Origin of the sequence: Leptolyngbya sp. PCC 6406, from assembly GCF_000332095.2 — a bacterium.
Taxonomy (GTDB): Bacteria; Cyanobacteriota; Cyanobacteriia; order Phormidesmidales; family Phormidesmidaceae; genus PCC-6406.
Genome location: NZ_KI913949.1, coordinates 2,227,010 through 2,245,911 on the forward strand (window position 1 = coordinate 2,227,010; position 18,902 = coordinate 2,245,911).

Sequence of the window (18,902 nt, forward strand, 5' to 3'; positions counted from 1 at the left end):
CGGGTGGCAGGAAATTGCGGGGAATGACGTTAAGGCTCTTGTCCGGCGGTATTCCCAGGGGTGTTTTCAGGGCTGTTTCCGGGGGAACCCGGACGCACAAGCACGAGGGGAGTTTGCTCATCGGCATTGCCCGCAGGGTTATCAATTAGCGCCTGGGTTAGCACTTGGGGATTGACACCGGAGGTAGCTGATAATATCTTAACCGCTCTCAAGTCGTTGACATCGACGATGGCGGCTTCTATGCCGGTGGCCCGTTTGATCTCCTCTACCACTCCTTGGCTATCCCGAGGGCCGAGGACGATGAACTGGTCGTAGGGGGGCAGGGTGCCGGTGACATCATCAATCAGGCGGGCCTGTTCTCCCGCCAATTGGTAAAAGCCGCCGCCCCGGCGCAGAAATACCTTCATCAGAGCACCGCCAAGAAAGGCCAGCAGCACCCGCATGGGGCCAACCACGTCCACCAGGGTTTGTAGACCCCCGGCGGTGGCGAGGCTGGAGGTGGGCAGGAAGTAGTAGCAGAGGCGACGCGCCAACCAACCGGGCTGGACATCGGCGGGGTGCCGCCAGCGCCCCTGCATGATGGCCACTGGGGTTTCCCCCAGGGTGATGATATCTCCGGGTTGGGCATGAGGCACCACGTACCGTTGGACCACTTCTACCGGGGTATCCAGGTGGGTGAGCAGGTGGGTGGGCACTGGTAGCACCTTAGCGCCAGGGGTTTCTCGCCAGGGCCGCTCGTCCTCGGGATTGGGAAATTGCAGGGGCACGACTACGTGCCCGGTTTTGGGGACGCGACCTCCAGGTCCGTAGGTGATGTAGTGAACCCGGACCCAAAGGACTTTGAGCGATCGCAGATCTGGTCCGGTAATATCGACTTGAATTTTCAGGCTGGTACGCTTTCGCAGCTTGACAATGTAGGCGAACCAGTAGCCATCGCTGCGGGCTTCGGCGTCTGGGTGTTGGGGGGTAAGGGTGGTGGTCACTTGGATCCCTGCTAGGGATGCCTTCGACAACAGGGTGGTTTCCGTTGTGAGTTCCGGCACCATGATTTCCAGGGATTGGGTCTGGTTGATCAGTTCCGGCTCCCCCACAATCCGGTAGTGATTGGGTTCGTAGGTCTCTAGGTTCCAGTTCCCGGCAGCAAAGGCGAGGCGGTTGCCGGGGCGACGGCGATATTGGCGCTCAATCCAAAATGCGATCGCGGCCCCGAGGACCAGAATTCCTGCCAGTAGAAAAATTAACGGAGTGACTCCCACCGGATGCGTCCACACAATAACGGCACTGCCTCCTGAGATTCCGCGTCGTGGGCACCCCGAGTTGGCCATGCCCTCTCGGGGTGTAGACCTTAGATGGGGAATCTCAGGGTTCTGTAACCAGCAGTTTATAAAATTTTGGGCTCAAACTATTGCCATTGGTCTGGCATTCCCCTGCTATTCTCCTTCCAGTTTATTGACAGGGAACCGGGAGTGGGTGATACAACTACTGCACTTAGGCGCGATGGTCTTCGACATCCAGAATAAAGAGGTGGCTATGGTTGGGTTCAACAGGTTACGTCAAGGTTGGAGGTGGTTCTGGGGTTTAGGACTGAGATGGTCAAAGATTGGCCCGTTAAGGCCAGCGCGATCGCCCCTAAGCTTTGCCGTTCTGTTTAGCCTCTGTCTAGCCCTAGTGGTGGCCTGTGGCGGCGGTCCCGATTCCGCTTCGGATCCAGCGGCAGGAGAAGCAGGCGGCACAGAGGGAGGACGCATCGCCATAGGCACCACCCTCTCGGCCCGGACCCTGGACCCCGCCGACGCCTACGAAATTTTCCCCGGCATTTTGCTCCACAACCTGGGAGATCAACTCTACACCTACGTACCGGGGACTACAGACCTAGCCCCCCAACTGGCGACAGACTTGCCCACCATCAGCAACGATGGCCTCATCTACACCATTCCCCTGCGGGAGGATGTCACTTTCCATGACGGCTCCGCTTTTAATGCCGAGGTGATGGCCTTTTCGATCCAGCGGTTCATGGAAAATGGGGGCCGCCCTGCCTTTCTACTGGCGGAAAAAATTGACACCGTCGAGGCCACCGAAGACTACGAATTGACGATTATCCTCAAGTCTCCCTTTGCCGCCTTCACCGCTCTACTGACCTTTTGGGGCGTCACCCCCATCCCCCCAGATCAATACACCATTGGCGAAGGCCAGTTCATTCCCGATAGTTTTATTGGCACTGGCCCCTACAAGCTAGCCTCCTTTGGTAGTGACGCTATCAAGCTGGATGTCAACGAAGACTACTGGGGTGAAAAACCCGCCAATGAGGGCATCGATATTCAAATCTTTACCAGCCCAGCCAACCTTTACAACACCTTCACCACTGGGGGCCTTGATGTGGCCTACCAGACCCTTGACCCTGACCAGATTGTCAGTCTAGAAGAGGGGGCAGATCAGGGTGGATGGCAGGTAATCGAGGCGGGAACCACCGTCGTTAACTACATGAGCTTGAACCAGAAGATCGAACCCCTCAATGATGTGCGGGTCCGACAGGCGATCGCGGCCATGATTGACCGCAACTTGGTCAATGAGCGCGTTTTCAAGGGACAGGCAGAGCCCCTCTATAGCTTGATACCCACCAGCTTTGAGGTCTATGAGCCGGTAATGAAGGAAGCCTATGGCGATGGCAACTTTGATCAAGCGCGGGAACTGCTGACGGAGGCGGGCTTTTCCGAGACCAACCCTTTCACCTTTGAAATTTGGTATCCCTCTGCCTCTACCCCTCGTGCCATCGTGGCCAATACGCTGAAGGAATCCTTTGAGGCGGGTTTGCCGGGACTAGTGCAGGTGGAGGTACAAACGGCGGAAGGGGCGACCCTTTGGGGCAATATCGATAAGGGTATCTACCCCTCGGTGCTAGCCAACTGGTACCCCGATTACTACGACGTGGATACCTTTGTGCAGCCCTTCTTGAGCTGCGATCAGGGCTCTGAAGCTACCCTTTGTGACTCCGGGGCTAGCCAGAGCAATGGCTCGTTCTACTACAGCCAGAAGGCCAATGACCTGATTGCAGCCCAACGAGCGGAGCAGGATCCGGCGGTGCGGGAAGACCTGTTTCGACAGATTCAAGATCTGCTAGCGGCGGATGTACCCTATATCCCCCTCTGGCAAAACAAGGACTATGTCTTCTCTCAAGCGGGGGTGGCGGGGGTGGCGATCCAGCCCACTCAGCAGTTTCTGTTCTGGCAAATCAGTAAAGGCAGCTAGTTCTGTTTGGCGGCAATAAGTATCCCTGCCATCGTCTTCTACACAAGTAGGGGAGAAAGCTGGCACATTGAGGGTTTCCGGGAGTAAGTTGGGGAATGAATCCTGGCCTAGGGTCAAAATCCAGAACTGCCCACACGCAACAAGGTTTACAGGTGTTATGAAGCGTTTGCACTCCGTCCGTACCGCTCTGTTGATGCCCCTTGCCTTGGCGGGGACGGTGGCTCTGTCGCCCATGAGAGTTGCGGCCCAGGATTTATATACCCCCATTCCTCTGCCCCTGAATGGCGAAATCACGGATCGCCTCTCCCCGGAGGATATTCCCACGGGCTTAGGGGGCCACGCCCGCGACTACCGCGTCTATCTAGAGGCTGGAGATCAGGTCGCTATCGATGTGATCTCCGATGAGTTCGATACCATCGTCTCGTTGATTGATGAGGAGGGGAATACCATTGGTGAGAATGATGATGGTCCCGATGGCACCACCAATTCGCTCCTGTTTGCACGCATTACTGAGACGGGTAATTACATCGTGCGGGTGCGGGCCTTTGGTGGCAGGGGTTCGGGTCAGTTCTTTCTGAAGGTGGCCCGTCTACGCCCGGTGAACTAGCTGATTCCCACAGTGGGAATCCATCTCTCGCACCCAGGCTCTGCCGCAAATTCGAGGCGGAGCCTCGGGAAGAGTTCCCAGCCGGAGACTGGGAACGAGGGGGAGAGGGTTGTGGTTGCAGTGCGATCGCGGATTCTGTTATCGTAGCTGGGCACTTAGATGTGCTCCCAGGCCGGGATAGCTCAGTTGGTAGAGCAGAGGACTGAAAATCCTCGTGTCGGCGGTTCAAGCCCGCCTCCTGGCATCTTTTCAGGTGAAATACCCTCGCTGGAGGATTGTCCTTGATGCAACAGGTGTTAAACGTCACCGTTACCGTCAAACTGTTTGCCGCCTACCAGGATGCCTTTGGAGTACCGGAGTTGACACTGGAGTTACCCCCCGGTACCCCAGTGGCGGCGGTGGGCGATCGGCTCATCGGTGATCGTCCCGAACTCGCCCGTTGGCAAGCCCTGACCCGATTCGGCGTCAATCTCCAATTCGTGCCCCCCGACACCGTGCTGCAATCGGGGGATGAGGTGGTGTTGATTCCCCCGGTGAGCGGCGGGTGAGGGTTAGCCCTTGAGGCCACTGCCGGACTCAGTGGGGACAATGTAGCGCTGCATCACCACGAAGAACACCAGCACCGGCAGGATGGAAATTACGGAACCTGCCGCTATCAGCCGCCAGTCCAGGGAAAAACTCCCCGCCAGTTTTGCCACCCCCAAGGGTAGGGTGTAGTATTCAGGCCGATCGAGCAAAATCAACGGCCAGAGAAAATCACTCCAGGAGCCAATAAAGACAAAAATCGCCAGGGTGACCAGGGCGGGACGGGTGGAGGCTATCATCACGTGCCACCAGATCCCGAGTTCCGAGCAGCCATCCATGCGGGCGGCTTCTTCCAGTTCCTTCGGTACCCCGAGAAAGGCTTGGCGCATCAGAAAAATGCCAAAGGCGGAGGCGATAAAGGGAAAAATAATGCCCAGGTAAGAATTCCTTAGCCCCAACTGCACCGCGAGGACATAGAGGGGGATCATCACGATCTGAAAGGGAATCAGGATTGTCGCCACAATCAGGGCAAACAGGGCCTCTCGGCCCACAAACCGCAGTCGGGCCAAGGGGTAGGCTGCGAGGGAGCAAAACAGTAGGTTAAGGGCCACCGTGAGCACCGCGACTAGGATGCTGTTGAAAAAGTATTGGCCGAAGGGGTTTTGCTGCCAGACGGTGATGAAGTTATTGAGGGTGGGTTCGGCGGGCAGAAACCGAGGGGGAAATTCAAAGATATTTTCGTTGCCAGACTTGAAGGCGGTGCTGACCAACCACAGCAGGGGCAGCAGCATGGTAGCTGCGATCGCACTTAAGATTCCATAGGTTCCCAGACTGCCCCAGGGGAGACGTTTCCAGGGGGGCAGGGGGGTATTATCACGGCGCTCCAGGGTCATATCTCACCCTAACTGGCGTCCCTGCATCAGCCAGAAGCCCGCGAAGGCTTCTGTTGCAGGATTTTCCTGAAGGGCCAGGAAATGGACTTGGTTAGCCGCCACCTTAGCGGCCTCAAAATTTTTCGCTTCGGTTTGCAAGGTGCTGTCCCCCAGGGGAGAGAGAATCCAGCTATCGGCGGCCCCCGTCTCTAAAATCAGTCGGGGGGACTTGCTGGTCTCTACCCGCAACTCACTGAGTTCTAGCCCCGACATCCACCCAGCCATGGCAACGGCACGGGGGGAAAAGATGATAATGCCGGGGATGGGGGTATCGTCTCCGATGCCTGCCAGTGACAGGGGAAAGCCTTCGCCAAAGTCCATAGGCCAGTCGGGCATGTCGGCAAAGTCGCGGGCGGGCAGGGTGACAAAGGCCCAGCGCTGCCCCACGAGGGCATCGGGCAGGCGACGGGGAGAGGGTGGTGGAGCCCCGACGGTGGGGGCCGGTTTGTCGGTGTAGCCCGGATCCTGGGGGTACACTTCCCGCTGGCGATAGTCAATCCAGTCCTGAAGGGCCAGGGTCCGGCGGCTGGGGGTGGCGGCCAGTCCCAGATCTTCGCAGGCGCGGGTGATCATGGTTTGCATCGAAAAGCGAAAGAACCGTACCCGACTGGGGGGCTCGGGGGCCTGCGCGATCGCAGTTTCAATCACTTCCTTAAGTTTCAGGGAATTGACATCGGTATTGGCCAAAAACTGACTGAAGCGAAACAGGTTCTCCGGATCGGCATCGACCCTTTGCAGTCCTTCGCTAATTAAGACCTCCCAGCGGCGCTTATTGCGCTCATCCAAGATTGGGCGCGAGTAAAAGTCCAATTCCCAAATGGTGCCCATGGGTCAATCTTGGTGTGGTGGGGTCAGTGAAACTGAGAATAGATGGCGCTTTAAGTTACGCATCACTCTCTGAAAGCATCTTCTCAACATTCTGGCTGCGGTCTTCCGCCTCGGCAAACAGAACGTCGGGCTCTTTTATCATCTCACCGGGGTACTTTTCTAGCACCTTGGTGGAGAGGGAGATGCGGTTACGCTCAGCATCCAGAGCCACGACGATAGCCTTCAAGGGTTGATCGAGTTTCAGGACATTGGGCAAAGAGTCCACATAGTTTTTGCTGATTTGATTGACGTGCAGCAGTCCGGTGACGCCCTCAAATTCCACAAAGGCTCCGTAGGGCTTGAGACTGACAACCGTACCTGTCACCAGTTGCCCCACCTCTAGCTGTCCCATGGCCTGGGAGCGGGCGGCAATTTTGGCCGACAGCACCAGTTTGTTGCGCTCTGGGTCCACTTCTAGAAAACCCACGGTCAGGGTGGTGCCCACTAGGGCCTCTAGATCTTCGGGATGGCTAAGGTGCGATCGCGGCACAAAGCCCCGCAGCCCCTCCACATCCACAATCACGCCCCCCTTATTGATCCCCGTCACCCGCGTGGAGATGAGAATACCGTCACTCTGCTGCTGAGTCAGCTTCTCCCAAAGTTGCTGCACCAACAGCCGCCGGATAGACAGCAGCACCCGCCCCTCGTTATCCTGCTCTCGAATAATCATGAACTCCCACTCACTCTGGAGCGGTAGAAGTTCCTCTAAGGCTTCAGCCTTACCGAGGGAGGCTTCCTTAAGGGGCACAAAGGCATCAGATTTGCCGCCAATCTCCACATAGGCCCCCTCACTACCGTGGCCAATGACTGTCCCTTTAACAACGCTACCCGCCTGAAAGTTGTAATCGTGGGCGGCGAGGGCACGGGCAAAGTCGTCTGTCGAAAAGGTCAAAACCGGGTCTCTCCCTGTTTACTGTAGCTACTGTGTCTTCTAACTATACGGCACCGAGTTGGCATCGGTGGATCAGTAGGAAAACCTCACCATATAGTTGGGATGTATTATCCATGGTAACGTGATGTGCAACTAACCCCAATTACTCTATCAGGAGGCAATCAAATCCTCGAATTGCAGCCAGGGTTTGCTTTTGCCATGCCCTGAGCTACGATTTCTTTTGCAACCTGTTCGAGACTTCCGATTCATTCTTCATCATTGTGAGCCCTCCTCTGGTGGCATTGCAGACAATACGGCTATCTTGACCTGTTGGGCTAAGTCAAGAGCTTCAGATGCAGTTTCCTGAATCCGGAAAAAACTCCAGGTCGTAACGAGATTCCACCGCGTAAGGCATTAATTTAGCCAGACTATCGACATTCACTTGCCAACTATCAGCTATACCTTCACAGAGCTGGTTGAGTTCCAGCAGGTCATGGATACGGGGAATCGCAATACCCTTGAATGCAAGAAATCCTTTCAAGTATGTCTCGGCAGCTTGTTGGGCATGGTAGCAAGCTGTGTCATACGGCCCATCTGATGCCAACATAAGTTGAGCTGTAGTCAGGTCACTGTTGGCCTTGCGAAACCAGCCTGTGGCTAAATCACGCTGGTTTTTCATACAAGACTTTCCCCTCTCGTAGTGCGGTAGTTACGAACGCATTTGGTACCGCTGACCAGTCTTGAATTTCAGCCGGTGTCCAGACAGTAATATCCTTGGCTGGAAAAACTCCTGCCAGGGCTTTGTAGTAGCGAGGAGAGCGCTTATAGCGGGGTACGTCCGACTCTTCCACAACCAACAGGTCTAAGTCGCTCTCAGAGTGAGTATCTCCCCTGGCTTGAGAGCCAAACAGCACCACTTTGAGAGGCTCTCCCACTGACCGAATGTGGTCTACCACTTCTCTTAGCAAGGCTTGATCGACAGAAGGATAATCTAGTTCGGCCATAGGTATAGCGATCTTGCATGAGCTTTGAGTAAACCTCTTCGTGGGTGAAGCGAAGCGTAACCCACGCTACGACGGTCTTCAGAAATCAAATGGGAGGGATTGCCCCTACAGATGGGACTTTGCTTTTGCGTACCTTCCTTAGCGCTGTCGCAGGCGATCGAGTTCGGCCTGGAGGTCGGCGAGTTCCTGTCGCAGTTGGTCTACAGTGCCATTAGCGGCAGCAGCATTGGCGGCGTCCACATTCACCGCGCTCTCCCTAGGGCCACGGCGGCGATAGTTGCCTGAGCGAATCTGAGCGTATTCCTCAGAGGCGGCCCAGGTCTTGAGGTAATGGAGGCGATCCACCGGGAAGGGGTGGGTCATCATTGGACCTTGGCCCCCGTTGTATAGCAGGAATTTGTAGACTTGGCTCAGGCCGTCTTCGTCTAGATTTTGATAGGTATCGGCCTGTCGCTCAAAGGCTTCGAGGCTGACTTCATGGGCAAACCGATGGCTGCCCCCTGCCCCTCGCATCATGGTTTGACTGACAAGGCGACAATTGTCCGTCACCAATAGAGCGGCGCGATCGCAGGACAATTCTGCCATCCGTCGCCATTCATAGAAGGCATAGATGAGGCCGCTGCCAATCATATTGCCCAGACCGAAGGTGAGTTCACCTACCACTGTGGCCGTGCTCATGGCCCACAGGGCCATTTGGGTCAGGGTGGTGTGGCCACATTTGATGTGACCCAGTTCGTGGGCTAGCACCGTATGGATTTCTTCGTCGCTGAGGAGGTCCAGTAGCCCCGTATTCACCACCACACAGGGATGGTCTTCCCCCAGGGAGTAGCTGTTGACGGTGGGATTTTGGGCCACAAATAGGGTGGGTTCTGGATGCACATCTAGGGCTTGGACCGCATCTCGAAACAGGTGGTACAGCGTGGCATACTGCTGCGGGCCTACCTGGATGGCATTCCCCATCAGGGAGACAAACTGGGGTCGCTCGTAGATAAACTCCACAAATTTGCGGGTGACGATGTCAAAGCCTGGGACGCTGCGGAGGGCTTCTTCGGCCTGTTGGTCCAGGGGATGACGAAAGGCGTCGCGGGAAATTCCGGGGTAGTCGGGCATAGTCAATACTCGGGGGCGGCAAGGAACGGGGCTAGGGTTCTAGGGACGGGAGAGGATCCCACCCAAAACCAATTCCCGCCTCTAGTGTAGAAAGCGGGAATTGGTACCGTCATCCCCAAGGCATGGGTAAAGACCCTACAAAGCCATCAAAACTGTGTACCCACCGTTTCGATGGACTAGGGCGTGTGGACAATCAAGCCAGTAAAATGAGGAATGCTTCAACTGTACTACTCTCCAGTTAAGCTATGTTGCCCAGTTTTACTCTCCAGATCAGGAGGGTGTCGATGGGGGAGGGATGAGTTTGGTGGCAGATGCAGCCAGCTTCAGGGCGATCGCCTTCTGGTCTTCTTTGGTGGTCGGCCATCCTTCAATATCGGCGTGGTTCGGGTTATCAGGAAAAGGTTGGGCCGTGACTCGCAGGGAACTCTACCAGACAATCCCTGGTTAGAATGTCTGACCGACCGTAGAAGGTACGCTGCTGTTGAGTCGCTACATTAACCCCAGCCTGCCAAATTTCCGCTTCCGTCGCACCTCGATGGCGGGTGACCGACAACTCTTGGTAAGGATGGGGGATAAACAGGTTGGGCTTTACGGAATGATCGCCTCGAAAATGACTGCTCTGCATAGCGTAGCGGGCGAGTAACTCCGTTTCTTCAACCGGAGGGATATTTTCTGGCTCAAGCATGAACCCTTAATTCTTAACTAGAGCAACTTCTTGAATCAGGTTGAGCAGCCGTTTTGGAACTTCCCCTAGAAACGGCTCTGAGCCCCGTGGATCGCTATTACCCAAAAGAGCCGCGTAATAGAGAATCCCTTCAGGGCTGATGCTAACTGAAATTGTCCAGTGGGGATCTCGATACCACTCAAGCGTTAAATGACCATCGGGTTCTGCCCCTACAGAGGGCAAGGGAAAGCCCAAAGGCAGTGCTTGAATCACAGCATAGGCATAGTTCAGCGTTTCTTCTTTTGCCGGGAACGCATCATAGCCATCCCAGTTGGGGAGTTTACACCCGGCCCAGGTGGTGACTAGCTCGTCGATGGCGGGCTGCTTGCTCAAAGCGGCAGTGTGGGCGAAGTACTGCTGATTGTCGCGGCTGACCTGGTCGATGTAGGTAGCGGTAGAGCTAACACCTCGGGGCAAAATGGCTGCGGTCATGGTGTGGCTCCAAAGCGTTCGAGGGCATGGGGGGTCATGCAGTTAAAGAAAACTTTATTTTTAAGCCAGCGCATTTCCTGGAGTCTTTGGGCTAGGGTGTCTTGGTCTAATTGAAGCAACTCATGGGTGAAAACGTCGATATCCACAATTAAGGCTCGACCATCGGCGGGGTCTGCACCAGTAGGTTGGATGGTTCTGACCCAGTTGATGGAGTAGGGGTAGCCGGGGACTGGGTAGGTGTCTTGGTGGAAGAATGACTCGGTGGCGAGGTCTAAGCCCGGTGGTGGGGTGGGGACGGTGCTGAGATACTTGGAGGGTTGCTCACCAACAGCCAGGGGAATGCGGTTGATATAGCGTACACCCAGACGCTGAATGATGGTCGGCGCGGCCAACTCTAAGAAAATATTCCAAAACCGCAGAGCCTCGGTTTGAAAGGTGGCCCACTCTTCGTAGGGTTCCAACCGGCTGAAGGTAACGCCGTTGAGGGTGAACTGGGCCACGTGGCGATTTTGCTCATCCTGAAGGCGAAAACCGCTCCACTGTGCCCGATGGAAGATTTCGGAAGACCCATCAGGTGCCCCAGTAGCACCAATTTGAACGTCATGCTGAGTCTGGAGGTTGGGATAGTCGGGTAGCCGCTGGATTAACTCTGCTTTGAGGGCTTCGGGTTCTAGCTTTTTGCCAGCATGGGTCTGCCAATGAATCACCGCCTCTATGCTGGGGGGGGCTTGCAGGCTGGGAAACTCCTCGCTGAAATCGATACTGAACTTGGGCAGCGGGCTCATGGCAGTGGGCTAGGGTTCTGAGTATCGACAGAATGAGGGTTCCAACTACTGGAACAGGCGCTGAAACCCTTGGTTTCTCATTCTAAATCTGGCGGAGTTGTTGCAGGGTACGGCGATAGGGTTCAGCCTGTCCTGTCTCTAGGTAGCGATTGGCGGCTTGTTCTAGATCCTGCCGTGCTCCAAAGCGGTCCCCTAGGCGCAGCCGTGACATGCCCCGCTGGTAGAACACATCTGGGCTCACTGCTCCTTCTTCTACCGCAATCACCAGGGATAGATCATCATAGGCCCGTTGGCTGTCGCCCACTTGGGCGTAGACCATGCCCCGAGCGCTATAGGCCGCTGTGTAGTCTGGCCTCAGGAAGATGGCCTGGTTGTAGTCTGCCAGTGCTCCGGGTATGTCACCTCGGGCAAAGCGAACTTTGCCGCGCAGAGTGTAAAGCTCGGGGTTGTTGGGGTCTAGCGCTAAGGCTTGACTATAGTCCAGTAGGGCTTCTCGCTCATTGCCTCGGGCCAACTGGGCATCGCCTCGATAGCGATAGGCTAGGGCGGAATCACCATTCAATTCCAGGGCACGACTGAGGTCCGCGATCGCAGATCCATGATTCCCCATACTGCTGTGGAGGATGCCCCGGTTCAGATAGCCGGCAAAGAAGCTGGTATCCCGGTTGATGGCTTCGTCTAAGTCTCGAATGGCTCTCTGGGGACGACCCTGGGCGGCGTAGACAAAGCTGCGGTTGTAGTAGGGTTCGACTGCGCCGGGGGTGTAGCGAACAGCGGTGTTGAGGTCGCGCTCGGCGTCGGTGAGGTTGCCTAGGTGATAATGGGCTACGCCGCGCCCAACGTGGGCGATGCCGCTGGCACGGGTATTTTCAATGACGTAGGTGAAATCTGCGATCGCGGATCGATAGTCACCGGCCCGGTCGTAGGCAAAGCCCCGCAGAATGTAGGCGTTGAGGTTCTGGGGATTGATGCGAATCGCCTCGCTCAGGTTGGCGATGGCCGATTCAATGTTCCCAATCTGAGTATCTACCAGCCCCTGGTAGAGGTAGGCGCTGACCAGTTCCGGGTCATGGATCAACGCTTCCTGCACATCTACTAGGGCTTGGGTAATATTTCCCAACTCGTAGTAAGCGGTGCCCCGCAGTAGGTAGGCACGGGCCAGGGTCGGGTCTAGGCGAATGGCTTGGCTCAAGCTGCCAATAGCCTCATCAGCCCTGCCTAACTGGCTCAAGGCCGCACCCCGATACATAAAGGCTGCGGCATAGTCGGGCTGCTGAACGATGGCGGCGTCAAAATCCGCGATCGCATTTACATATTCTCCCCGGTTGAAGTAATCCACCCCCCGGTTGTACAGCTCCACCGGGCTGGGGGGCACCTCCTCTGGGGTCGTTTCCGCAGGCAGGTCTGAGGGCACGGCGGTGGGATCCGCATCCCCTGAAACTTGGGACACTCGGGTTGGTTCCCCGGTGGTATGCGCCAATGTCGGGGTCGCAACAGCCCCACAGACTGTTAGGCAGCTCCACAGCGCGATCGCGGTTTTCAATGTTGTTAGCGTGGTCATAGTCCTTAAATCCCTCCCTTCCCAGTGGCCAACCGAAGCCATGGCGCAATGATAGGTCAGCTTTTGTCAGATGCGCCGCCTAATTATGACGGGCAGTAGTGGGGCTAGGGTGCCCTGGAGAGGGTGGTTTGCGTGCAGGGGTGTGGAAGTGATGGGGTGTATAGCCGCAGCCCTTTCTGGAATGCCGTTCGGCCATACACCCCATCACCCCCATCCGGGATACAGTAAAAATCACCGTATTTGTAATCACCGTATTTGTACTTATCCCTTCCTGGTGGGCCTGAAATCATCATTATGGTTGCGCTGATCCTGAAATCGTCGGTTCTCCTGAAGTCCGCAGACCCGCTCTCGACCAATGTGACCGATACACTGTGGATTGTGGTCTGTGCTGGGCTTGTATTTTTGATGCAGCCCGGTTTTATGTGTCTAGAGTCGGGGCTCACCCGCTCTAAAAACAGCATTAACGTAGCCGTCAAAAACCTGGCGGATTTTGGTCTCTCCCTACTCCTATTCTGGCTTTGGGGCTATGGGCTGATGTTTGGGCCAACGGTGGGGGGCTGGTTCGGCTGGGGCAACTTTGCCATTGATGGCGGTCATTACCCTGATCTGATTGCCTTCCTTGTCTTTCAAGCCATGTTTTGCAGCACCGCCACCACCATTCTGTCGGGGGCGGTGGCAGAGCGTCTGCGGTTTGGGGCCTATCTTGCGATCGCGGTTTGGGCCTCCGGGCTGATCTACCCCCTCTTTGGCAGTTGGGCCTGGAACGGCCTGGAACTAGGACAGGCTTCCGGCTGGCTGGGGAAGCTCGGATTCATCGACTTTGCCGGGGCCAGCGTTGTCCACAGCACCGGGGCTTGGATCAGTCTGGCCATCCTGCTACACATTGGCCCCCGTTTAGGCCGATTCCCGGCCCAAGGTCCGCCCCAAAAAATCCAAGGATCGAACCTGCCCATGGCCATGTTGGGGGTAATGCTGCTGTGGTTTGGCTGGATTGGCTTTAACGGCGGCAGCACCCTAATCTTTACCAATCAAGTGGCAGGTATCATCCTCAATACCTTGATTGCCGGAGCCGCAGGCATGATCACCGCAGGTCTCTTGAGCCTGCTGCGCTACCGCCACCTCGAAGTAGAACTGCTGTTAAACGGTTCCTTGGCAGGTCTAGTGGCCATCACCGCCAGTTGCCATGCCGTCACCACCCCTATGGCCTTTGTGATTGGGGCAGTGGGCAGTGGCATCATGATCCTGGTGATTCAGGCTCTGGAACACTGGCGCATCGATGATGCGGTAGATGCCGTCGCGGTTCACGGCGGGGCGGGTCTCTGGGGCACGATGGCGGTGGGAATCTTTGGCCAGCTCGATGTACTGGGGACCAACCTCAGCCGAGGCCACCTCATTGCTATCCAGTTTATTGGGGTACTCACCTGCTTTTTCTGGGCCTTTGGCCTGACTTGGCTAGTGCTGAAGGGGATCGATCGCTGGCTACCGCTGCGAGTCTCCGCAGCGGAGGAGGAAATTGGCCTAAATGTGTCGGAGCACCGGGCCAAGACCGAACTCTATGACCTCTTGGAGGTGATGGAATCCCAAACTAAAACCCAGGACCTCAGCCTGCGGGTACCCGCCAACCCCTTCACGGAGGTAGGTTACATTGCCACTCGCTACAACCAAGTCATCGCCACCCTAGAGCGCAAAACCCAAGAAACCCTAGCCTACCTGCAACAGGTCACCTTGGTCACAGCAGCGGCAACAGCGGTGGAAAATGACACCTTTCAACCCCTTCAGCTCAATCCCGTGGCCCAGCGCGCCGATGAACTGGGGCGACTGGCGCGGGTCTTTCAGCAGATGTTTGAACGGGTCAAAATTCGGGAGCGCAGCCTTCAGGAAGCCCGGAACCAACTGGCCCAGACCAATGCCCAACTGGAGGAGCGAGTGGTAGAACGCACTGCTGATCTAGCCCAGGCCAATGCCAAAATCCTTAGTTTGAACGAGCAACTCCAAGCAGAAAACCTGCGCATGGGGGCCGAGTTAGCGGTGACCCGCCGACTGCAAGAGATGATTCTGCCCACGGAGACGGAGCTGAAGGCAATTACAGGGGTAGACATCGCGGGTTTTATGGAACCGGCTGCCGAGGTGGGGGGCGACTACTATGACGTGCTGCAACAAGGCGATCGCATTCGCATAGGCATCGGCGATGTCACTGGCCACGGCCTAGAGAGCGGCATGGTGATGCTCATGGCCCAAACCGCCGTGCGGACCCTGATCGCTAATGGGGAAACGGACCCCGTCAAGTTGCTCACCGTAGTCAACCGCACGCTGTATGAGAACACACGGCGGATGCAGTCCCAAAAAAATATGACCATTACCCTGCTGGACTACGAAGCAGGTCTGTTACGCCTCAGTGGTCAGCATGAGGAATTGATCGTGGTGCGCCAAGCAGGAACGATTGAATCCATTGACACCATCGATCTCGGGTTTCCCCTGGGCCTAGAGCAGGACATTTCCCCTTTTCTAGCGGAAACCAATGTGCAGCTATATGCCGGTGATGTAGCCGTACTCTACACCGATGGCATCACCGAAGCCATGAATGCTCAACGGCAGCAGTATGGCCTAGAGCAGTTCTACAAGGTTTTAATCCAATCCCGCGACAAAACCGCCCAGGAGATTCACCAAGCAGTGGTGGAGGATGTGCGCCGCCACATCGACGGGGAAGCCGTTGCCGATGATTTAACCCTGCTGATCCTGAAGCAACCCTGACCTTTATTTCGGCTCCGGTGTTGCTAAACCCGAGCATGAATACCCTCATGGGTGAAGTTGGAATGGGTCCGGGCGATCCGCTAGCCTATGCGTGGAGAGCAGGACCCTTTTGCCATGATGATTCAGACCCCGGACTGGGTAAAACATGCTGTGTTTTACCAGATTTTCCCGGATCGCTTTGCCCGCACCCAAAGCCCCCGTCATCGGCCTGAGATGGCGGTGCCGCTGGAACCCTGGACAGCCCGCCCCACCCCTCAGGGTTACAAGGGTGGAGAACTCTGGGGGGTGGCGGAGCAGTTGGACTATCTCCAGGATCTGGGGGTGACGGCCCTCTACTTCACCCCCATTTTCCAATCCGCTAGCAACCACCGTTACCACACCCACGACTACTACCAAGTGGATCCCCTATTGGGAGGTAATGATGCCTTTCAGGATCTCCTGACGGCGGCCCACCAGCGTCAGATGCGGGTGGTACTAGATGGGGTGTTTAACCATGCCAGTCGGGGCTTTTTTTACTTCAACGACATTTTGGAAAACGGCCCTGCTTCCCCTTGGCTGGACTGGTTTCAGGTGGAAGCTTGGCCCCTCTCTGCCTACGATGGCGACTATCCCGCCAACTATCGCAGTTGGGTCAACAACCGCGCCCTGCCCCAGTTCAACCATGCCAACCCGGCGGCGAGAGAGTACCTGATGCGGGTAGGGGAACATTGGGTACGTCAGGGTATTGATGGCTGGCGATTGGATGTGCCTTTCGAGGTCAAGGCCGAGGGCTTTTGGCAAGAATTTCGTCAGCGGATCAAGGCGATTAACCCGGAGGCTTACATCGTGGGGGAGGTGTGGCGCAATGCCCAGGAATGGCTGGACGGTAGCCAGTTTGACGGGGTAATGAACTACCTGTTTACGGGACCAACCCTGGCCTTTACAGGGGGCGATCGTGTGCGCATGGATTATGCGGAAGAACCGGATTACTATCCCTATCCGGCTTTGGATGCTGCGGGCTATGGGCAAAAGATTAAGGCGCTTTTGGATCTCTATCCCTGGGAAATTCAACTAGCCCAGCTCAATCTGCTCTCTAGCCATGACATTGCCCGTGCCTTGTCGGTGATGGGGGACGACCAGACTAGTCTTGAACTGGCGGTACTGCTCCAGATGACCTTTCCTGGTGCGCCTAGTATCTACTACGGGGATGAGGTGGGGTTACGGGGGGGGCTGGATCCCGACTGCCGCTGGGCTTTACCCCCCCGGTCTGAGTGGAATTTGGAGCTGTGGCAACATCACCGCGACCTGATTGCCCTCAGGCACGATCAGCCTGCTCTGCGCTTGGGGGACTATCGGATTCTGGCTACGGTGGATCATGCCTATTGTTTTGCCCGCTGTCTGACGGATAGCGCGATGGCCCCTTTGGACCGGTCCTCGACCATCGTAGTTGCGGTGAATACCGGGGACCAAGTGGCCCAACTCACGCCCCAGCAGGTTCCGCCTAGTTTAGGTGATCCCCAGGTGTTGTATGGGGCGGGATCTCTAGATTCGGGGGCGGGACAGGGCCGTTGGACTTTGACTCTTCCCCCCCGAACGGGGATCATTCTCGGGTAGATTTACGTCGAGGGTGGGGGAAATGCTGCCACACCAGGGTCAGGAGGGTGATCACCGTCAGGGGAATAACGAAGAGCAGCATGACGTAGTTGTAGACCCCTAACTGGCTGTGCTCTACGGTGTTCATGATCAGATAGGCACTGTAGGCGACGTAATAGCCCACAAACAGCAGCCCCTCCCAGCGGGAAATACGGTTGCCGGTGTAAAAAATCGGAAAACATGCGATCGCAACCGCCAGCAGTACGGGTAAATCTAACCGCAGTGCCGCCGTTGATACCGGAATGCCTCCTAGCATCGAGATAGTTCCCAAAACCGTAAGAATGTTGAAAATATTGCTCCCCACTACATTCCCCACGGCAATGTCTTGCTCCCCCCGGTAGCTGGCCACCACCGAGGTCGCCAGTTCCGGCATAGAGGTGCCCGCCGCCACAATCGTCAACCCAATGATGAGCTGGCTGACCCCCATAGCTTCTGCGATCTCAACGGCCCCATAGACCAGAAAACGTCCCCCGACCACCAATAGCCCCAGTCCTATCAACACCAGTCCCACACTCACCAGAATTTGTACGGGGGTGCGTTTGACTAACGCATCGCCAGGGGGACATAGGGCATTCTGGGCTATTAATTTCGACTCCTTGCGCCCCTGGTACACCAGAAAAACGGTGTAGAGAACGCTGCCCATCAGCAGCAACATCCCCTCCCATTGTTCAATTCGACCATCCATAGCAAACACCACCATCAAGGCCGAGACCCCGATCATGATCGGCACATCCAGACGAATCAACTGCTGTGCCACCGTCAGCGGCACAATTACAGCAGACAGACCCAAGATCATCAACACATTGAAAATATTGCTACCAATCACATTGCCTAGGGCAATATCCACCTGGCCATGGGCATAGGACTGGAGGCTCACCGCCAACTCCGGCGCACTGGTGCCATAGCTGACAACGGTGAGACCAATCACTAGGGGGGAAAGCCCGACAAGGGTGGCGAGGCTAGAGGCTCCCCGTACCAACAGGTCTGCCCCAATGACTAACAACAGAAAGCCACCTATCAAGGACAGAATCGTGAGAATGCTCATAGCGGTTGGACAAGGGAGAAGGGGCTAGCGCAGGAAGCTGTCTGAGCAGGTTTAAGCTTGGGCAATCCATGCTGACATTCTTTCACTGTAACGGTAGACGCGATGGATCGATTCCCCCAGTTCCTTAGGATAGGGAGAGGTTCCCCATCGTTGCCCTGAGTTCTTAATCTATGACCCTAGCACCCTGGCGATCGCCCTTAGCCCGTGCCCTGCATCGCAATCGCAGCCGTCCCTATAGCCGCTATTTGCAACTGGCGACCCTGCGGGCCGATGGTCGCCCCGCTAACCGTACCGTGGTATTTCGGGGCTTTCTACCCGAGAGCGATCGCCTGATATTTGTCACCGATACCCGTAGTAACAAGGTTGTGTCCCTTGGGGATGCCCCCGCCGCTGAAGCCTGCTGGTATTTCACCCAAACCCGAGAACAGTTTCGCCTGGGGGGCACCCTGACCCTGGTAACGGCAGCAACGGTAGAGGAAACGCTCCAAGTTGCCCGCCATCACGCTTGGCAAGCCCTCTCCGACAACGCCCGCCAGCAGTTCACCTGGCCCCATCCCGGCCAGCCCCATATTGCGGATGGCTTCGACACCCCCCATCCTGACCCCACCGCACCTCTGGACGGTTTTGCCTTGCTACTGCTGAACCCAGACCAAGTGGATCACCTAGAACTGCGAGGTTCGCCCCAAAATCGCTGGATTTACCTGCGGCAGGAGAATAGTTTGGTGGATGTGATGGTCAGGGACCAGCCCAAAGGGGTTATCGCGGCGCCCTCTTGGCGAGCTATCGTCGTCAATCCCTAATAGAGAAAGG

18 protein-coding genes and 1 tRNA gene are annotated in these 18,902 nt (G+C 56.4%); 7 read left to right on the top strand and 12 right to left on the bottom strand.

Annotated features, from left to right (window positions below; all coding sequences use genetic code 11):
* Positions 1–29 precede the first annotated feature (29 nt).
* Positions 30–1,256, bottom strand: a complete 1,227-nt coding sequence (locus LEP6406_RS0210030; RefSeq protein WP_263971160.1) for a DUF1995 family protein — start codon at positions 1,254–1,256, stop codon at positions 30–32.
* Between the two features lie 274 nt (positions 1,257–1,530).
* Between LEP6406_RS0210030 and LEP6406_RS0210035 the strand changes: the two genes are divergently transcribed.
* The 4 genes from LEP6406_RS0210035 (at position 1,531) to LEP6406_RS0210050 (ending at position 4,401) form a co-directional block, all read left to right on the top strand.
* On the top strand, positions 1,531–3,246 hold the full coding sequence (locus LEP6406_RS0210035) for an ABC transporter substrate-binding protein (RefSeq protein WP_081748150.1): 1,716 nt from the start codon (positions 1,531–1,533) through the stop codon (positions 3,244–3,246).
* A 157-nt stretch (positions 3,247–3,403) separates the two neighbouring features.
* The gene (locus LEP6406_RS0210040) at positions 3,404–3,853 is read left to right on the top strand and encodes a PPC domain-containing protein (RefSeq protein WP_008319170.1); all 450 of its coding nucleotides are present in this window, start codon (positions 3,404–3,406) and stop codon (positions 3,851–3,853) included.
* Positions 3,854–4,024: 171 nt separating this feature from the next.
* Positions 4,025–4,097, top strand: a tRNA-Phe gene (locus LEP6406_RS0210045).
* Between the two features lie 40 nt (positions 4,098–4,137).
* On the top strand, positions 4,138–4,401 hold the full coding sequence (locus LEP6406_RS0210050) for a MoaD/ThiS family protein (RefSeq protein ID WP_008319171.1): 264 nt from the start codon (positions 4,138–4,140) through the stop codon (positions 4,399–4,401).
* 3 nt (positions 4,402–4,404) lie between these two features.
* Here the strand turns inward: LEP6406_RS0210050 and LEP6406_RS0210055 are convergent, their stop codons facing one another.
* From LEP6406_RS0210055 to LEP6406_RS0210100, 10 genes are all read right to left on the bottom strand, one after another.
* The gene (locus tag LEP6406_RS0210055; RefSeq protein WP_008319172.1) at positions 4,405–5,271 is read right to left on the bottom strand and encodes a carbohydrate ABC transporter permease; all 867 of its coding nucleotides are present in this window, start codon (positions 5,269–5,271) and stop codon (positions 4,405–4,407) included.
* A gap of 3 nt (positions 5,272–5,274) precedes the next feature.
* Complete coding sequence (locus LEP6406_RS0210060; RefSeq protein ID WP_008319174.1) at positions 5,275–6,138, bottom strand: Tab2/Atab2 family RNA-binding protein; 864 nt, start codon at positions 6,136–6,138, stop codon at positions 5,275–5,277.
* Positions 6,139–6,193: 55 nt separating this feature from the next.
* Positions 6,194–7,069 (bottom strand): S1 RNA-binding domain-containing protein, encoded by an 876-nt coding sequence (locus LEP6406_RS0210065; RefSeq protein ID WP_008319177.1) that lies wholly within the window; start codon positions 7,067–7,069, stop codon positions 6,194–6,196.
* Positions 7,070–7,397: 328 nt separating this feature from the next.
* The gene (locus LEP6406_RS30180) at positions 7,398–7,727 is read right to left on the bottom strand and encodes a HEPN domain-containing protein (RefSeq protein WP_008319179.1); all 330 of its coding nucleotides are present in this window, start codon (positions 7,725–7,727) and stop codon (positions 7,398–7,400) included.
* The gene (locus LEP6406_RS0210075; protein WP_008319181.1) at positions 7,711–8,052 is read right to left on the bottom strand and encodes a nucleotidyltransferase domain-containing protein; all 342 of its coding nucleotides are present in this window, start codon (positions 8,050–8,052) and stop codon (positions 7,711–7,713) included. Before LEP6406_RS0210075 ends, LEP6406_RS30180 begins: the two co-directional genes overlap by 17 nt.
* Before the next feature lie 138 nt (positions 8,053–8,190).
* Positions 8,191–9,162: a M48 family metallopeptidase gene (locus LEP6406_RS0210080; RefSeq protein WP_008319183.1), complete on the bottom strand. Its 972-nt coding sequence runs from the start codon at positions 9,160–9,162 to the stop codon at positions 8,191–8,193.
* 391 nt (positions 9,163–9,553) lie between these two features.
* Positions 9,554–9,847 carry a hypothetical protein gene (locus LEP6406_RS0210085; RefSeq protein WP_008319184.1) on the bottom strand — a complete coding sequence of 98 codons (294 nt, stop codon included), beginning with the start codon at positions 9,845–9,847 and terminating at the stop codon, positions 9,554–9,556.
* Positions 9,848–9,853: 6 nt separating this feature from the next.
* Positions 9,854–10,318, bottom strand: a complete 465-nt coding sequence (locus LEP6406_RS0210090) for a hypothetical protein (protein ID WP_008319186.1) — start codon at positions 10,316–10,318, stop codon at positions 9,854–9,856.
* Positions 10,315–11,103, bottom strand: a complete 789-nt coding sequence (locus tag LEP6406_RS0210095; RefSeq protein WP_008319189.1) for a TIGR04255 family protein — start codon at positions 11,101–11,103, stop codon at positions 10,315–10,317. The genes LEP6406_RS0210090 and LEP6406_RS0210095 overlap by 4 nt, the downstream gene beginning before the upstream one ends.
* 82 nt (positions 11,104–11,185) lie before the next feature.
* Positions 11,186–12,664: a tetratricopeptide repeat protein gene (locus tag LEP6406_RS0210100; protein WP_008319191.1), complete on the bottom strand. Its 1,479-nt coding sequence runs from the start codon at positions 12,662–12,664 to the stop codon at positions 11,186–11,188.
* A gap of 294 nt (positions 12,665–12,958) precedes the next feature.
* On the opposite strand from LEP6406_RS0210100, the gene amt reads away from it, so the two are divergent.
* Together amt and LEP6406_RS0210110 are read left to right on the top strand one after the other, a co-directional pair.
* Positions 12,959–15,415 carry an ammonium transporter gene (gene amt / locus LEP6406_RS34215; RefSeq protein WP_008319192.1) on the top strand — a complete coding sequence of 819 codons (2,457 nt, stop codon included), beginning with the start codon at positions 12,959–12,961 and terminating at the stop codon, positions 15,413–15,415.
* A gap of 114 nt (positions 15,416–15,529) precedes the next feature.
* Positions 15,530–17,008 (top strand): glycoside hydrolase family 13 protein, encoded by a 1,479-nt coding sequence (locus LEP6406_RS0210110; protein WP_008319194.1) that lies wholly within the window; start codon positions 15,530–15,532, stop codon positions 17,006–17,008.
* Here LEP6406_RS0210110 and LEP6406_RS0210115 read toward each other — a convergent pair.
* The gene (locus LEP6406_RS0210115) at positions 16,995–18,092 is read right to left on the bottom strand and encodes a calcium/sodium antiporter (protein ID WP_008319196.1); all 1,098 of its coding nucleotides are present in this window, start codon (positions 18,090–18,092) and stop codon (positions 16,995–16,997) included. The two genes, LEP6406_RS0210110 and LEP6406_RS0210115, sit on opposite strands and share 14 nt — an antisense overlap.
* Before the next feature lie 170 nt (positions 18,093–18,262).
* Here LEP6406_RS0210115 and LEP6406_RS0210120 point away from each other — a divergent pair, with 170 nt between their 5' ends.
* Positions 18,263–18,892 (top strand): Npun_F5749 family FMN-dependent PPOX-type flavoprotein, encoded by a 630-nt coding sequence (locus LEP6406_RS0210120; RefSeq protein ID WP_008319198.1) that lies wholly within the window; start codon positions 18,263–18,265, stop codon positions 18,890–18,892.
* Positions 18,893–18,902: the final 10 nt, after the last annotated feature.

Bases quoted from the DNA above. Each gene is read 5' to 3' on its own strand.
- LEP6406_RS0210090 (WP_008319186.1), bottom strand. From the start codon at position 10,318: ATGACCGCAGCCATTTTGCCCCGAGGTGTTAGCTCTACCGCTACCTAC.
- LEP6406_RS0210060 (WP_008319174.1), bottom strand. From the start codon at position 6,138: ATGGGCACCATTTGGGAATTGGACTTTTACTCGCGCCCAATCTTGGAT.
- LEP6406_RS0210035 (WP_081748150.1), top strand. From the start codon at position 1,531: ATGGTTGGGTTCAACAGGTTACGTCAAGGTTGGAGGTGGTTCTGGGGT.
- LEP6406_RS0210075 (WP_008319181.1), bottom strand. From the start codon at position 8,052: ATGGCCGAACTAGATTATCCTTCTGTCGATCAAGCCTTGCTAAGAGAA.
- LEP6406_RS30180 (WP_008319179.1), bottom strand. From the start codon at position 7,727: ATGAAAAACCAGCGTGATTTAGCCACAGGCTGGTTTCGCAAGGCCAAC.
- LEP6406_RS0210100 (WP_008319191.1), bottom strand. From the start codon at position 12,664: ATGACCACGCTAACAACATTGAAAACCGCGATCGCGCTGTGGAGCTGC.
- LEP6406_RS0210120 (WP_008319198.1), top strand. From the start codon at position 18,263: ATGACCCTAGCACCCTGGCGATCGCCCTTAGCCCGTGCCCTGCATCGC.
- LEP6406_RS0210040 (WP_008319170.1), top strand. From the start codon at position 3,404: ATGAAGCGTTTGCACTCCGTCCGTACCGCTCTGTTGATGCCCCTTGCC.
- LEP6406_RS0210115 (WP_008319196.1), bottom strand. From the start codon at position 18,092: ATGAGCATTCTCACGATTCTGTCCTTGATAGGTGGCTTTCTGTTGTTA.
- LEP6406_RS0210085 (WP_008319184.1), bottom strand. From the start codon at position 9,847: ATGCTTGAGCCAGAAAATATCCCTCCGGTTGAAGAAACGGAGTTACTC.
- LEP6406_RS0210095 (WP_008319189.1), bottom strand. From the start codon at position 11,103: ATGAGCCCGCTGCCCAAGTTCAGTATCGATTTCAGCGAGGAGTTTCCC.
- LEP6406_RS0210050 (WP_008319171.1), top strand. From the start codon at position 4,138: ATGCAACAGGTGTTAAACGTCACCGTTACCGTCAAACTGTTTGCCGCC.
- LEP6406_RS0210110 (WP_008319194.1), top strand. From the start codon at position 15,530: ATGATGATTCAGACCCCGGACTGGGTAAAACATGCTGTGTTTTACCAG.
- LEP6406_RS0210055 (WP_008319172.1), bottom strand. From the start codon at position 5,271: ATGACCCTGGAGCGCCGTGATAATACCCCCCTGCCCCCCTGGAAACGT.
- LEP6406_RS0210080 (WP_008319183.1), bottom strand. From the start codon at position 9,162: ATGCCCGACTACCCCGGAATTTCCCGCGACGCCTTTCGTCATCCCCTG.
- amt (WP_008319192.1), top strand. From the start codon at position 12,959: ATGGTTGCGCTGATCCTGAAATCGTCGGTTCTCCTGAAGTCCGCAGAC.